This is a genomic window from Cytobacillus sp. Hm23 (assembly GCF_051842895.1).
In the GTDB taxonomy this organism is placed as follows: domain Bacteria; phylum Bacillota; class Bacilli; order Bacillales; family SM2101; genus Nanhaiella.
Map to the genome: position 1 here is coordinate 1 of NZ_JBPXRQ010000070.1, position 14,995 is coordinate 14,995.

General features: G+C 36.1%; 15 protein-coding genes, 1 pseudogene and 1 riboswitch. All 16 genes and pseudogenes read right to left on the reverse strand.

Going from position 1 to position 14,995, the window contains the following annotated elements; genetic code table 11:
- Nucleotides 1-189: 189 nt before the first annotated feature.
- Entirely contained in the window at nucleotides 190-1,131 is a 942-nt protein-coding gene (locus ACSVDA_RS23770) for a phosphotransferase (RefSeq protein ID WP_485886743.1), read from the reverse strand.
- A gap of 15 nt (nucleotides 1,132-1,146) precedes the next feature.
- Nucleotides 1,147-1,383 carry a hypothetical protein gene (locus ACSVDA_RS23775; protein WP_485886745.1) on the reverse strand — a complete coding sequence of 79 codons (237 nt, stop codon included), beginning with the start codon at nucleotides 1,381-1,383 and terminating at the stop codon, nucleotides 1,147-1,149.
- Nucleotides 1,384-1,559: 176 nt separating this feature from the next.
- Entirely contained in the window at nucleotides 1,560-3,584 is a 2,025-nt protein-coding gene (locus tag ACSVDA_RS23780; protein WP_485886747.1) for an ABC transporter ATP-binding protein, read from the reverse strand.
- The gene (locus ACSVDA_RS23785) at nucleotides 3,581-5,338 is read right to left on the reverse strand and encodes an ABC transporter ATP-binding protein (protein ID WP_485886749.1); all 1,758 of its coding nucleotides are present in this window, start codon (nucleotides 5,336-5,338) and stop codon (nucleotides 3,581-3,583) included. Before ACSVDA_RS23785 ends, ACSVDA_RS23780 begins: the two co-directional genes overlap by 4 nt.
- 572 nt (nucleotides 5,339-5,910) lie before the next feature.
- The gene (thiE, locus tag ACSVDA_RS23790; protein ID WP_485886751.1) at nucleotides 5,911-6,567 is read right to left on the reverse strand and encodes a thiamine phosphate synthase; all 657 of its coding nucleotides are present in this window, start codon (nucleotides 6,565-6,567) and stop codon (nucleotides 5,911-5,913) included.
- Between the two features lies 1 nt (nucleotide 6,568).
- Nucleotides 6,569-7,372 carry a bifunctional hydroxymethylpyrimidine kinase/phosphomethylpyrimidine kinase gene (thiD, locus tag ACSVDA_RS23795; RefSeq protein WP_485886753.1) on the reverse strand — a complete coding sequence of 268 codons (804 nt, stop codon included), beginning with the start codon at nucleotides 7,370-7,372 and terminating at the stop codon, nucleotides 6,569-6,571.
- A 280-nt stretch (nucleotides 7,373-7,652) separates the two neighbouring features.
- Nucleotides 7,653-8,672 carry a thiazole biosynthesis adenylyltransferase ThiF gene (locus ACSVDA_RS23800; RefSeq protein WP_485886755.1) on the reverse strand — a complete coding sequence of 340 codons (1,020 nt, stop codon included), beginning with the start codon at nucleotides 8,670-8,672 and terminating at the stop codon, nucleotides 7,653-7,655.
- Nucleotides 8,669-9,436, reverse strand: coding sequence for a thiazole synthase (locus ACSVDA_RS23805; RefSeq protein WP_485886757.1), 768 nt, complete (start codon nucleotides 9,434-9,436; stop codon nucleotides 8,669-8,671). The genes ACSVDA_RS23800 and ACSVDA_RS23805 overlap by 4 nt, the downstream gene beginning before the upstream one ends.
- Nucleotide 9,437: 1 nt before the next feature.
- Entirely contained in the window at nucleotides 9,438-9,776 is a 339-nt protein-coding gene (thiS, locus tag ACSVDA_RS23810; RefSeq protein WP_485886759.1) for a sulfur carrier protein ThiS, read from the reverse strand.
- A gap of 34 nt (nucleotides 9,777-9,810) precedes the next feature.
- Complete coding sequence (thiO, locus tag ACSVDA_RS23815; protein WP_485886760.1) at nucleotides 9,811-10,920, reverse strand: glycine oxidase ThiO; 1,110 nt, start codon at nucleotides 10,918-10,920, stop codon at nucleotides 9,811-9,813.
- Complete coding sequence (gene tenI / locus ACSVDA_RS23820; RefSeq protein ID WP_485886762.1) at nucleotides 10,917-11,534, reverse strand: thiazole tautomerase TenI; 618 nt, start codon at nucleotides 11,532-11,534, stop codon at nucleotides 10,917-10,919. The genes thiO and tenI overlap by 4 nt, the downstream gene beginning before the upstream one ends.
- A gap of 395 nt (nucleotides 11,535-11,929) precedes the next feature.
- Nucleotides 11,930-12,036, reverse strand: a riboswitch (TPP riboswitch).
- A gap of 262 nt (nucleotides 12,037-12,298) precedes the next feature.
- On the reverse strand, nucleotides 12,299-12,613 hold the full coding sequence (locus tag ACSVDA_RS23825) for a YbjQ family protein (protein WP_485886764.1): 315 nt from the start codon (nucleotides 12,611-12,613) through the stop codon (nucleotides 12,299-12,301).
- Nucleotides 12,594-12,800 (reverse strand): hypothetical protein, encoded by a 207-nt coding sequence (locus ACSVDA_RS23830; protein ID WP_485886766.1) that lies wholly within the window; start codon nucleotides 12,798-12,800, stop codon nucleotides 12,594-12,596. The genes ACSVDA_RS23825 and ACSVDA_RS23830 overlap by 20 nt, the downstream gene beginning before the upstream one ends.
- 178 nt (nucleotides 12,801-12,978) lie before the next feature.
- Complete coding sequence (locus tag ACSVDA_RS23835) at nucleotides 12,979-13,782, reverse strand: FixH family protein (protein WP_485886768.1); 804 nt, start codon at nucleotides 13,780-13,782, stop codon at nucleotides 12,979-12,981.
- A 323-nt stretch (nucleotides 13,783-14,105) separates the two neighbouring features.
- Complete coding sequence (locus ACSVDA_RS23840; protein WP_485886770.1) at nucleotides 14,106-14,498, reverse strand: hypothetical protein; 393 nt, start codon at nucleotides 14,496-14,498, stop codon at nucleotides 14,106-14,108.
- Nucleotides 14,499-14,600: 102 nt separating this feature from the next.
- Nucleotides 14,601-14,995, reverse strand: a pseudogene (locus ACSVDA_RS23845) (RNA-guided endonuclease TnpB family protein); the annotation flags it as partial.

Genomic DNA, 14,995 nt, shown 5'->3' on the forward strand with positions numbered 1-14,995 from the left:
ACCATTGACATAATAAAAAAATACATTGAAGAACAAGGTGAATGAAGACCTTAGCGACTAACCCCCACTAAATCAAATAGATTTTGAAGGGGAATGCGTCGCTATTTTTTTGTTCAAAAGGGCTAACTTAAAGAAGCGATAATAACTACTAAGGTTGTAGTTATTACCGCTTGTTGAGTAACCCTCAAATTATAGCGAGTATTTTACTGGATTAAATGCTGTTAAAGAATATATAAACTGCTTTTGTCGCTCAGTTTCATCATCTTCCATATCAACGATCGCCCACAACGCTTCATCAAAATAAACGAATAATAATATGTCTTGCCATAACATTCTTTCTTCATCCGTTAATGTAATATTTTCAAAATATCCTTTTTTAAATTCAGTCCATTCCTCTTCTGTAAACAACCTGTTAGGTGCGGTTTCTATCTCTGTATGGAATAAAATTAATGCTAATGCTAAGTCTACAATTCTTGGAACAATTCCCCCATTGTCTGGGTCAATTAAAACAGGTCGATTATCTGTTTCGTACACTAAATTACTTGCTTTATAATCCCAGCTTGCATTAACCATTGGTAGTGTCTTTTTCTTTAAATCGGAAAAATCACTTGTTAAGAAATCTTCAATGCGACCTTTTAATATATTAAACTCTTTTTTCTCAGGACGATTTTTTAATAAATTAGAGGAGATCTCTTGCAAGTCATTCGTTACATCACTCGTAAATTCATCATCAAAATTTAGCCAATCAAACCGAGCGCATTCAAACATATCTACTTTACTGTGAATTTGACCTAATAATCTTCCTGCTTCATAGATGTCTTGAAGAGAACCATCATATTTACGACCTTTAATAAATGGGTACATTGTCCAAGTATGGTCTTTATATTGAATGAATGGATTTTCCACATTAACTGGGGTAACCACTTTTATTCCATTAGAATGTAAGCTCGTAGTCCATTCTGCAAGCTTTTGTGCAGTATCTATCGTTCTTCGCGTTCGTTTAATAATAACATCCTGCCCCCGATACTGACATTTATATACAGGAGAATATTTATATATAGAATTAGCAGCTTCCTCTGTCCATTCCACATTCCATTGTCTGAACAAGTCTTGTGGTTCTTGAGTATTCACTTATATCACCTTTTCCTAATTTATTGTACGTTCATTGCCTCTTTTGAAATTTCCTGTTACCTTAGCAAGAATTAATTGAACTTCATGATTACTAGTCGCTTGCTGAAGCTTAGTAATTATTTTTTCTGCTTCTTTACCTTTTAATGTTTTTACTTGTTTTCCATGCCAAGTAATAAAAACTGCGTTGTTCTTTGTTACACGGTAATTAAACATTTCTTCATCTAATCTACCACGTTTATCAATTTCCGCCATGGTCGTTCACCACCATTTGTCGATTTTAACCCATAAACATGTTTTGACCGATAAACCCCTCTATTTGACCCATAAATTCACGTTTTTGCCCCATAAAGCATGTTTTTGATCGAAAACTTCTCGTACGAAGTAAAAAACATGTTTTAAATGGGTCACCTATGACATTGAGTTACAGTTTATCCTGCTAAAGATGACTGTTTGCCTTGTTGTAGCTGGTACATCTGATAGTATTTGCCTCTCATTTGCATGAGATCATCATGATTACCTTGTTCAACAATTCGTCCTCGATCGAGTACTAAAATTTGATTCGCATTTTTTATCGTTGATAGACGGTGAGCGATAATAAATGTTGTACGTCCTTTTTTCAACACTTCTAATCCGTCTTGAATAATCTTTTCAGTTTCTGTATCTACATTTGCGGTAGCCTCATCAAGAATGAGAACTGCTGGATCAAAAGCAAGTGCACGTGCAAAAGATATTAACTGTCTCTGACCTGTAGATAACGTACTCCCTTTTTCAATTACCTTCTCGTCATAGCCATTTTGTGAGTTTTTAAGCAATCGATCTGCCCCAACATCTTGTAAAGCTTTTTCTACTTGTTCACGAGTTATCATTGGGTCATTTAAGCTAACGTTAGAAGCTATTGTACCTGTAAACAAAAATGGATCTTGTAAAACGATTGCCATATGCTGCCTTAACATTTGTACTGGGATAGTATTTATATCTTGACCGTCAATGAGTATTTTGCCTTCTTTCGTATCATAAAAGCGGGACAGAAGATTCATAACTGAACTTTTTCCTGAACCCGTATGACCTACAAGTGCAATCGTATCCCCTTCCTTCGCCTCAAAGGAAATATCATGGAGAACTGTTTCCCCTTCTTTATAGCCGAAAGAAACTTTATCAAATGTTACATTACCTTTATAGCGTGGCATTTTATCCTCACAAACTTCTGTGCCATCTTTATCAAGAAGTTCAAACACTCGTTCTGAAGATACTAATGCTTGCTCAAGATTTGCTAATTGGTTTACTAATCCAGTGATCGGCTGGAATAGACGATTCAAATAATCAACAAACGCATATAGCACACCTAGGGATATAGCCGAATTCGCTGTTAATGATTGGCCACCAAAATACCAAATCAAAGCAACGAATGCAATATTACGTAGTACGCCAACTAAATTATGGGACGTTAAAGAATTTAAGCGTAGTAACTTATTTTGATGGTCGAAATAATCTTTATTAATTTCTTCGAATTCTTCTTTTGTTTCAGATTTTCTTCGAAATGCTTGAATAATAGTCATTCCTTGTATAGATTCATTGATCATTGCATTAATATCACTTAGGCGTGATCGAATGATATGGTTGTATTTTGACGCATACTTTCGATAAAATTTAATCCAAATGACTAGTATTGGAACAAGCACTAAACAAATGAGCGCAAGTTTTACGTCTAATAAAAATAACGCAATATAAATACCAGTAATATAAATGATACTAGTAACGAATGTTGCTAAGACGGTTACAAATAATTCTTTTATCGTTTCAGTATCATTAGTAATCCTTGAAACTATTTTTCCAGCCGGTAAGCTGTCGAAATATTTAATTGGCAGTTTTTGAATATGTGTAAATACATCATTTCTCATTTTCTTAATAATACGATTCGCAGAAGTTTCTAGATAAAACTTTTGCCCATATGTGAATATAGAAGCGACGACAAGCAAAGCAAAGTACACTAAAATTAATTTGAATAAATCGTCTACTTCTGGCATGTAAAAAGATAATAGCTCATCATTTGTTAGTTCGACAGCTGGATAGCTCATCTCTTCATTACTACGGGTAATGATCAATGTACCGTCCTCATATATTCGTTCACCCTCAGGAGTCGTAACTGGTTGGTCAACAAACACATAATCTCTACCTACTTGTAAGACGCGGACCTCTTTTCCTTTTACTTCATCGACAGAAAAATGGTCCTCCCGTTTGTACCAAGTATCTTGATATAATACAGCATTTTCCCCTTCATCTGTTTCATACCACGGATAACTATCGATTCCTAAAATGTGCTGATCAATCATGCGTTTTGCAATAAATGGACCAGCTAAATCAGCTGCAACAGCAACCATTAGCATGAGAAGAGCAAAGATGATTGTTTTTTTGTATATAAGAGCATAATTAAATAAGCGTTTTCCTATCGTCATACAACCACCTCCTCTTCAATATGTTCTTCTAGTTGCTGACGGTCATATTGCTCTTTGTACCATCCGTTTTGTTGTAGCAATTCAAAATGCGTACCATCTTCAGTGATTTTTCCATCTTCGAGAACGAGTATCCTGTCAGCATGCTGTACAGCAGACAATCTGTGTGTTGTTATAATTGTAGTTTTGCCAGCTCGTTCCTGCTGGATATTCTCAATAATTTTTGTTTCTGTTTTAGCATCAACTGCTGAAAGAGAATCGTCTAGAATTAGTATTTCTGGATTAACTACGAGCGCTCGAGAGATAGAAATCCGCTGCTTTTGTCCGCCCGACAATGACACTCCTTTTTCTCCTACTAAAGTTTCTAGTCCTTCAGGAATAAGAGCTAAATCTTTACGGAAAGCAGCTAAATCAATCGCTTTGTCAATCTCTTTGTCTGTTGCGTCTTTCTTACCAAATATGATATTTTCTTTTACAGTTCTAGAGAAAAGCACGTGATCTTGAGGAACGTAACCGAGCCATCCTTGAATTTGCTCTATCGCAATATGCTCAAGAGGCACATCAGAAATAGCAATATTTCCAGTACCAAGCGGGTATTCACGTAAAAGTTGTTTTACTAACGTTGTCTTTCCACTTCCTGTTTTACCAACAATCCCTAACGTTTCTCCACGAGATAGGTTGAATGATATCCCCTCCAAATTATTAACCTCTGAAGAAGGATATTTAAATGTCACATTGTCAAATGAAATTGCTCCTGGATATTCAAGCGAACGAGGTTGTTTATCGTCCATTACATCTGCTTCATATGAAAGTGTTTCGTTAACACGATCTAATGAAGCATTACCACGTTGCATTACATTCATTAATTCTCCCACTGCAAACATTGGCCATATAAGCATTCCTAAATAAACGTTGAATGACACGAGCTCACCTAATGTAATTGCCTTATGAAAGACAAGATACGCTCCGTAACCTAGACCTATTAAATAACTCATACCAACTAATACTTTTATCGTTGGATCAAAAAGTGCATCAATGACTGCAACTTTTACATTTTTCTGATAAACATCGTTAGTCTGGGACTCAAATTGTTGTCGGTCAGCTTGTTCCTGTACATATGCACGCACAACTCGAACACCTGAAATGGATTCCAACACACGGTCATTCATATCACCAAATGAATCCTGAGCTTCCGTAAACCGTTCATGGATTTTCTTTCCATAAATTTTCATCGCAATCGCCATGATTGGCATTGGTAACACTGCCGCAAGAGTTAACTTCCAGCTAATCATAAAGCCCATTGTAAATAATATCGTCAACATATAAGCAGAAGAATCTATGAGTGTAAGTATTCCAAAGCCGGCTGTGATTGATATGGCTTTTAAATCATTCGTAGCCTGTGCCATTAAATCCCCTGTGCGTTTCTTTTCATAAAATGTTGGGGTCATCTTTAATAAATGGTTCATAAATTTTGAACGTAACGTTCGCTCAACGACGAACGCTCCACCGAATAAGTTGTACATCCATTTATATGTCATTACATATCCAACAACCATAATTGCCAATAACAACAGTAAATATTGAGTCAGTTTTTGTACAGTCAAACTACCTACAAAAATATCATCAATTGCCCCACCGATTAGCCAAGGTGGAATCACCTCTAAAATATTCACGATAAACAATAATGTAATTGCCACTGCGTAGCGTTTCCATTCTTCCTTAAAAAACCATTTTAATTTTAATAAAACTGAAAACATGTGATCATCCTCCTTTTCTTAGTTGTCTGTACGCTAGCCACCTTCGAGATCTCCAGTATTCATCGTTCTCAATGATTGTTTCGATTCCATTTCATGTCCTCCTCAATAATTTGTTTAAGTATGTTGTTTTAGTGTTCAATTAACAGAAATACCTTTGCTCTGTTATGTTGAACAATAGTTATATATAAAAAGGGCATATCCGAATGATTCCAGATATGCCCTAATTATCCAATTATATTGTATAGCAATATAAAAAGGCACAAACCACGGATTAATTCCATGACCTATACCTTGTGAGAACAATTGTTTTTCAACTTCTGAGATTTTTAAAATTCTCTTAGTTTAATTATAAAAAGCCGTCATTGGATAGGTCACGTTTTTCATTATGAAGTTATTGTTATTGTTCACGTCTACATCTTTGATATCAGTAATGAATACAATTTTCTTCATCATTTCGTAACCCTCCTTATTAATAGTTAAAGTTAATACTTTGCTAGATTATCATTAACTGGCTTGTTCTGTCAATTCTTATTTTTTAAAAAATATGTGAATCAACAAATAGTGTTAACGATTTAATTCATTGCTGAGCTAACTTCTTCAATTAATTTGCGTGTAGCACTCATTTTATCCTCTGCGTGTGTAATCGCTGTAATGACTGCAACACCCTCTGCACCAGCTTGAATAATTGGCTGTATCTTTCCAGCTTTTATCCCACCAATTGCAACAATCGGTACCGAAATGTCGTTGTCCCTCATCTCTTGAATAATCGAAGGTCCATTTACATTTGTCGCATCTTCTTTTGTATTAGTCGGATAGATTGAGCCTACACCTAAATAATCGGCTCCTTTTGCAGTTGCATCTTTTGCTTGCTCAACAGTATGAGCAGATACACCTAATACCATTGTGGAGCCTATTTTACTACGTACATTTTCGACTGGCTCATCCTCTTGGCCAATATGTACACCATCTGCTTGAAGCTTAATTGCTAGTTCAATATCATCGTTAACGAAAAAAGGAATGTTGTGATCTTTACATATCTTTTGAAGTTCAATTCCTAGATCATATTTTGCTATGCCACTTTTTGCTCCAACACCTTTTTCACGATATTGAAAAGCAGTGATACCACCACGGATCGCTTCGAGTAGAACGACACAAGGATCACCTAAACAATCTTGACTGCCCATCACGAAATAAAGTGGTAACATTTCTTGTACTTTTTTATTAGACATTTTAAAGAGCTCCTTTCTTGCTAAATGCCCAATGATTCGTAGGTCCATGTCCTGAACCAATGCCTAGCTCATGCTTTATCGCTGCTTGGATAAAAGCTTCTGCAGTCTCAATAGCCTCGTAAATAGCTTTTCCTTTGGCAATTTCTGCGGTAATTGCCGCTGCAAAAGTACAACCAGTTCCATGTGTATGTCTCGTTTCTATCCTTTTGTTATGAAACTCATAAAACTCGTCACCATCATATAATAGGTCTACAACAATATCGTCTACGTCATGACCACCTTTAATGATTACATTCTGTGCACCTAATTCATGAATCATTTTTGCAGCGTTTTGTCGATCATCCAAATTGTTTATCTTGATGTCTGCAATTATTTCTGCTTCAGGTATATTTGGAGTAATAACATATGCTAATGGGATTAAGTACTTCTTAAGAGTCGTAACCGCTTCTTCTTGAAGCAAGGTAGCACCACCCTTTGCAACCATTACAGGGTCAACAATTATATGTTGCCACCTATATTCAGAAATTTTATTAGCTACCGCTTTGATTAATTCACTTGAAAATAGCATGCCAGTTTTTATGGCGTCTGGAGCTAAATCGGTAGCGATAGAGTCTATTTGTTGAATCGCAGCTTCTACTGTTAATGGAAAGACCCCTTGAACACCGAGAGTATTTTGTGCGGTCACTGCTGTAATAGCAGACATACCAAACACATCAAGCTCTTGAAATGTTTTTAAATCAGCTTGAATCCCTGCTCCACCTCCGCTATCAGATCCAGCAATTGTTAATGCTTTATATACATTCATTTGTACCATCTCCAACTTTACTAGGATGTTCAAATAAGTAAGTACTCGATAATTTCTAGGCTTATCAATGGGAAGGACTTTTTGAACATACACTATTTTATTTAGCCCATTTTATAAATGTTGTTATTGTTACTAAATTAGAACAGCTAATTGAGGGTTTATACATCCTCATTTGGATGAAGTAACAATGCTTTGTTTATCGCTAAAAACAACACTCAAAGCAAAACAGTATGTTGTTTAACTGTATTGGCAATGAGTGTCTTCATTTCATTACATGTTTTCAACCTAAATATTTGTGATATAACGACCTTGCCTCTGATAATTCCTTTGTGCCATGAACGAGGACACGACCATCTTTAAAAATAACGAGGCGATGTTGACCTGTCGAAAATGCAACTAAATATGGATTACGCTCAACCGTACCACTTTGAGATTTCAGTAGATCAGCTACTTTTTCCAAATCCCGATCAATTTTTTTGGGTGGCCGAATTTGTACCGCATCTCTGCCACAAAGAATGGCTGATTTCGTTTGATTTTCATAAGATAGAAATGGATAGGTTCTATCTTCACCACAAGATGAACATTCAGTCTTCTTTACTTTATCAACACTAATTGCTGAATGCTGATTTTTCCAAAGATCAAAAGATACTAGCTTTTTTCTTAATGCAGCCCAGTCTTCGACTAATATCTTTAAAGCTTCAGATGTCTGATAAGCGACCACCATTTGAACTGCCGGACTAATAATTCCAGCAGTATCACATGTCATCCCTCCTAAAGGGATTGTTTCTAGTAAACAATGTAAACATGGCGTGATTCCAGGGACAATTGTATAGCTAATTCCATAGCTTCCAACACAAGCACCATATATCCAAGGAATTTCATATTTTTGCGAAATATCATTTATTAGCAATCTCGTATCGAAATTATCGGTTGCATCAAGGATGAGATCTACTCCTAAAACCAACTCTTCCATTTCTCGTACAGACACATCTGCAACATGTGCATTAATTTCTACATGTGAATTTATCGCTTGTAATCGGCCTTTTGCTGCAACAGCCTTAGGTATTCTCTCTTGTGCATCTATTTCACTATAAAGTTGTTGTCTTTGTAAATTGCTCCATTCAACATAATCTCTATCAACGATTGTTAATTTTCCAACCCCTGCTCGCACGAGGGCTTCAGCATTGCCTGTTCCTAATGCTCCAGCCCCAATAATGAGTACATGCTTGTTAGAGATTTTTTGTTGACCTGTTTCGCCAATCGGTAAAAATAATTGTTGTCGTGAATAACGTTCACTCAACCAATGCTCATTCCTTCCATCGGACTGCTAGCAGTAGCATATCGTTTTTTTGGTATACGCCCCGCCTCATACCCTAACCGTCCTGCATCAATCGCCAGCTTCATTGCTTGTGCCATCTTAACCGGGTCATTTGCACCAGATATTGCTGTATTCAACAATACGCCGTCAGCACCTAACTCCATTGCTAAGCTTGCATCTGTCGGACTACCGATTCCTGCATCTACGATTACTGGAACCGTAGCCTGTTCAATAATAAAGCTTAAATTTAACGGATTAATAATACCTTGTCCAGAGCCGATCGGTGATGCACCTGGCATAATTGCATGACAGCCTAACTCCTGTAATTTCCTTGCTAGTACGACATCATCAGACGTATAAGGCAAGACAATAAAGCCTTCCTCAAGTAATTGTTCAGATGCTTTAAACGTTTCTATTGGATCTGGTAGCAACGTTTTTGAATCTCCAATTACTTCTACTTTTATCATATCACAAAGACCAGAAGCTTTTGCTAGCTTTGCAATACGAACAGCTTCTTCAGCCGTTGCTGCGCCAGCCGTATTTGGTAATAACTTATATTTACTAACGTCTAACTGTTCTAAAAAATTAGGTTGACTTTTTTCATAAATATTCATTCTTCGAACTGCAAAAGTTAACACCTCTGTATTCGATACATCAACAGCTTCCTTTTGTACCTCAAAACTAGAATATTTACCTGTTCCTAAAAATAAACGTGATGAAAATTCATATGGTCCAATTTTTAACATATTAACCTCCTCCTACAAAATGTACAATCTCAATTTTGTCATTATCATTTACTTGTGTATCTTTATGATCCTGCTTTTGTAAAATAGTAGAGTTTATTTCAACAATAACAATGTTATCCTCAAGCTCGAAGTGGTGGAGTACATCTGATATATTTTCTAAAGTATCAGGAACATCAACCCGATCACCATTAATAAATAACTTCATTCTCACACTCCTTTCTTTAACAACATTTGTCCAATCATAGATTGTTATTTTCTTATTTTCTAAAACCGTTGTTGATTTGCGTACAAAATCCAATCTGTTTCCGTAAGTTAGCTGTATATCTGAATAACAAAGCATACGGAAAAAAAACTACATTTAAAAAACAAAGCATTTAACGATCAATTCGAAAATGCTGCATTAACTCATGATCAAGGTCGATTCCTTCAACCAAATCAGCAGTAACACTGCCAGTTATAGGGGCTAGCAAAATCCCGTTACGATAATGCCCTGTAGCTATAATTAAGCCCTTCACATGTGGATGCTCCCCTAACAAAGGCATACCATCATACGTTTGAGGACGAATGCCTGACCATGCTTTTTCAAATTGAGTGTTGATGATTTCTGGTAAAATAATCGAAGCTTTTTCTATTAGACTACAAATGGAACCCGTAGATACTGTCGTATTGAATGTATTTGGGTACATTGTTGCTCCAATAATTATTCTTCCACCCTTTTTTGGAACTAGGTAACAATGGTGAGAAAAGATTGTTTGTGTTAACAAAGGTTTGTCAGTCTTGACAGATAAACATTCCCCTTTTACTGGATAGCTAGGCAATGACAACCCAGCTTGCTTGACAACCATGTCCGTCCAAGCCCCGCTAGCTACAATAATCCGTTCGGAATGGAATTCACCCTCGTTTGTAACAACACCTTGGATTTTATTGTTTTTTATGATTAATGAATAAACATTCGTTTCCTCTTTGATTGTAGCTCCTAACACCCTTGCTGCCCTAAAAAATGCAATCGTTAAATCATAAGCAGATACTTGACCATCTTTAGGTATACTCATAGCTCCTCTGACAATTGAAGACAGTGAAGGTTCATATGCTCTTACTTCTTCAGATGTTAAATATTCAGTTTGTTCCCCAATATTTTTTTGCAATTGAATAATGTGTTTTAATTGCTGCTCCTCTTCTTCACTTATTGCAATCTTGAGCATTCCTTTGTTCACATATCCAATATGGACGTTCGATTTGCTTTCTAATTCCTCGATCGTTGTAGGAAACATGCTCCTGCTTTTTTTAGCTAATTGAAATAGTGGCCCATCCTCAGTTAATTCCGCTTGAGCTGCTAACATCCCTGCAGCAGCACCAGAAGATTTACTACCTAATTGATCTTTCTCAATGACCAGCACATGGTGCCCTCGCTTTGCTAGATGATAAGCGATTGAGCCACCATTTATGCCCCCACCAATAACGATGGCATCATACGTTTTCTTCATGTAATCATCTCTTTCGATAACATTTTTGAATAATCTTTTATTGCTTCTATAGGCGTTTGGGCTAATAATACGCCTGACAATACTGCCACTCCATCTACTCCCCTATCTATCAGTTCAGGAATATGAAATGGTTTAATTCCTCCAATGGCAATTAAAGGTATCGATAGCTGTTTTTTAAATTCTTTGACACTATCAACCCCTTTAGCTATCACTCCTTTTTTAGAGGAGGTAGGATAAATATGACCATACATCACATAGTCAGCCCCTTGCAGTTCTGCTTCAACAGCCTCTTCTAATGAATGAACAGACTTCCCTATGCGAAGCTTTGGAAATACCCTTTTAACATCGCCTACTGATAAGCTATGATATGCTAGCTGAACACCACCTACTTCAGCAACTGAAGCAACATCAATTCGGTCATTTATGACTATTTTATTAAGTGGTACACTTTGTTGTATTAGTTGATTGATCGTTTGATATAAGTCTCTCGCTGACATTTGTTTTTCACGTAAGTGTATAGCATTTGCAAAAGGATGAATCTCACTAATAATCGAAACAAACGTGTTGATTGATTGTGTCCCAGTTGAAATAATATGTAGCTCTTTGTTTGCCATAAGACCTCCTTGTAAATTAATTTAATCAAGTATTTGAGCTTATTTTTTCAGCTCTAGACATTACTCACTAATAAACAGTCGCACTTATAAAGATGAGGGATGTACCAACTTTAAATTTACTCAGCAATCCAAACGGCTCATCGATATTGAGAATTACCCACATACTATAATTAGTGCCCTATCTCAAAAGACGCGATCGTCAAATAGGAAAATAACAATATTGAGATGTACATGTAACCTGCAACAGTCATAAACATAAGCAACTAAAAAACCCACTCTTGCGTAAGAGTGGGTTTACATGTATCGAATGCATGAATATTTGACGTTATTAATCCAATTCATGAATAATATGTCTCATACCTAATTCATAAATTAAGCATGAAGGCAAAGTCATTATCACATGTTGTCCACTTCCCTACGCTGGTGTCAGCCAGATCAGGTTCAAAGGGTCTGGAAACAAGATTCCATCTCAGTCTTCAATCAGACTCCCCTAGTGTTAATATATTTAGTTAGACTATCTCATAGTTCACTACAAAGTTTCCGAAGAGAGCCTTTAGTTATTTCTTTTCATAGTATAACACATGTACTAGATTTCTCAATTAATATATATGACAGTTAAGTGAATAACATGACTCTCAGCTTTTTACAAGTTATAAAATTTTTTATAGTCTTTCGAGAAAAAGAGATGTCCTGAACTTTAGTTCATAAACCCTCATGAAACTGTGCTAATTTATTAAAAGCAACAATTTGACGAAATAAACAAACTATTCAACTACTACAGCTGTTCCGAATGCAATGATTTCAGAGGCACCTGTCATAACATTAGAGGTTTCTAAGCGTAAACATATAATAGCATTCGCCCCTTTACTTTTTGCATCTTCTACCATCCTGCTAATCGCCCGCTGCCGAGCCTCATTCATGACTTCTGTATATTCTTTAATTTCTCCTCCAACAAGTGTCTTAAGACCTGCCATGATATCTTTACCAATATGCTTCGTTTGCACAGTATTTCCTTTAACAAATCCTATTAATTGTTTAATCTCTTTCCCTGGGACAAAATCAGTAGTTACTAAGATCATCTTGATCTTCCTCCTTTTTCTCTTTTAAACGTTCAATAAATAACAAAGTAAATAACAACAAAAAAATTACAAATGCGCTACCTAAAAGAAGTAGAGCTATTTTCATATTGATAAATAGGTAGACATATCCGAGAAGTTGAAAACAAACAATAATGAAAACTAACACATACTTTGTTGTTGTAATCAAATTGTCACCACCTCATAGCGCATAAACTCTAAATAAAATCCCAATCAAACATAGTACGCACAAACCTATAAAAAAGTTCAAATAAATATTTAGTGTCAATCCCCCAATGTTTTCATGCTGTGAAATCGTTGGGAATAGAAAAGGCTACAAACCATTCGTTTATAGCCTACTCAACGTGTTATTCTATTACTTGAATTGTTTCTTCTATATGGTCATGAAGCTCATCCTTTTTCATATGGACAGTCACATTATATTCACCGATGGTTTCAAAGGTTTTTTGCACCTTATATTCTCCTGCATTACCTTCAATAGCGTCAATATAATCATGCTTTTCTTGACCGTCCTGCCAAACTTCAAACTGAACCTCAGCTTTGGATAATGGGCTATTATCTAACTGGAGGTGAGCGATTAATGCTACTTCAGTATTTAATTTCACATTATCCATCGACATTAAATGAATTTTGAGCCCTTCGCCATGATTTGCTTCTTCATGCTCGCTAGACTCACTTTCCATGTTCTCATGACTATCTTCATCTTCCATATCCATACTCTCATTTGAGTCATCATTCATTACGCTTTCGCTCTCTTGCTGAACATCAGCCGAACCGACTGTTATATCTTCTGTGGGCATTGTATGTAATCCTCGTGCTGTAACGTGTGCCGTAACAGCATAAACACCTGCTTCAGCAAAGGTTTTGTTAATAAAATAAACCCCGTCTCCTTTGAGCTTTCCTTCTACTTCCTCTGATTCTTCTTCACCCATTTTTTTAATTTCAAAGGTCACACTATCAGCATCATTAACAAAACCTTCTCCCTGTGTTACTGTTGCGGATATTTCAACTTCATCCTGTGGATTAATTACATCTGGCTTCGTTTGAATTTCTACCTCAATCAATTCCAATTGAACAGGTGGTTCTTCTGTTTTAGAGCAACCAACTAACCCAATGATTAACATTACAACTATTACAAGTAACTTCTTCATTATTTAATTTATCTCCCCTTCTATCATTGATAAGTCCATTATTACCAATTTTATTATGTAAAAAATATCTAACAGTCATTTTACAATAAAATTGTGTTAGATCTGTGAAATTAACGCAAATGTATTTCTTTTTTCACAAATAGAATTTGTTTAAACTTTGATGGTTGTATTTCGTCCATAGAAATAAACAGCTCCAACTAAAGTTAGTAGTGTTTTTTCTACAAAACGATGACAACAGTATAAAACATCGTGAACCTCTCAAACTAATTGTTACACAATTTGATGGAGCATCCCTTGTCTTAAATAGAGTACAAAACAAGCTATTAAGCCACCCTCGGTGACTCTAATGCGTAGTTGAGACTAATTAATGAAGACAAGTTTTGTTCTGTTCTTTTTGCCAATTCAGGAACTTTTGCCTGAAGGGACAACCATTTCTTTTCAGGAATGGATTTTTGGATTCCTCGAATAAAATATCGAGCTCCGATATTGTAAGAAGCTGATAAATCCGCATGATAAACTTTGCCCGTCGAGAACGTGGGAAGGTCTTTTTTAGGGTTTCTCTCTACTTCTCCCGAACCATCAAAAGCTAAGGCACTTGTATTTCTAGCGTTAATTCTAGAAATACGCATTCCGAGGTAGTGAGCCATTTGAGTGACTTTGTTTTTTAATCCTTTTTTTTCTCCAATAATGGAGCTTGAAACGAAGTTTCTTTGCACCGTAGTACCCCTTTGGGGTTTTCATTTTATCCAGGTACTCTAAGACAATTACATCGCAATTATGCTCGCGAGCGAACTTCACGATCTCGTAAGAAGTATTGTTTACAATGTGTTTTTGAATTCCATTGATTCTACGCCAAAGTTAGGAGCAGCTATCCAGCCAGAAATCGCTTGTGCTTTACGTAATTTGTTCGTCATAGTGTACAATCGGTCTTTTTCTTTTGACTGGTTAATAAACTTTCGAGCCAAGACAGTTCCGGTTGAATCCATAACTGAACAAACCGCAGAGTTTGTAATTCCAAGGTCTATGGCACAAATCTTTTGGTCTTTTAATTTTGTTTTAGTTAATATTACTTTGTGTTCGTATGTAAAATTGAGAAAGTACTTTTTCCCAACCTTAACAAGCTTAGGACTAGATTCTTTCCACTCCCAAACGCCACGTTTATGTAAATCCTGCTCTTTGAATTCTACATCTATCCATACCCAATCATTTTGAT

Coding starts and splice junctions, on each gene's coding strand:
- ACSVDA_RS23775 (WP_485886745.1), bottom strand. CDS start 1,383: ATGGCGGAAATTGATAAACGTGGTAGATTAGATGAAGAAATGTTTAAT.
- ACSVDA_RS23780 (WP_485886747.1), bottom strand. CDS start 3,584: ATGACGATAGGAAAACGCTTATTTAATTATGCTCTTATATACAAAAAA.
- ACSVDA_RS23785 (WP_485886749.1), bottom strand. CDS start 5,338: ATGTTTTCAGTTTTATTAAAATTAAAATGGTTTTTTAAGGAAGAATGG.
- thiE (WP_485886751.1), bottom strand. CDS start 6,567: ATGTCTAATAAAAAAGTACAAGAAATGTTACCACTTTATTTCGTGATG.
- thiD (WP_485886753.1), bottom strand. CDS start 7,372: ATGAATGTATATAAAGCATTAACAATTGCTGGATCTGATAGCGGAGGT.
- ACSVDA_RS23805 (WP_485886757.1), bottom strand. CDS start 9,436: ATGTTAAAAATTGGACCATATGAATTTTCATCACGTTTATTTTTAGGA.
- thiS (WP_485886759.1), bottom strand. CDS start 9,776: ATGCTTTGTTATTCAGATATACAGCTAACTTACGGAAACAGATTGGAT.
- thiO (WP_485886760.1), bottom strand. CDS start 10,920: ATGAAGAAAACGTATGATGCCATCGTTATTGGTGGGGGCATAAATGGT.
- tenI (WP_485886762.1), bottom strand. CDS start 11,534: ATGGCAAACAAAGAGCTACATATTATTTCAACTGGGACACAATCAATC.
- ACSVDA_RS23825 (WP_485886764.1), bottom strand. CDS start 12,613: ATGATCTTAGTAACTACTGATTTTGTCCCAGGGAAAGAGATTAAACAA.
- ACSVDA_RS23835 (WP_485886768.1), bottom strand. CDS start 13,782: ATGAAGAAGTTACTTGTAATAGTTGTAATGTTAATCATTGGGTTAGTT.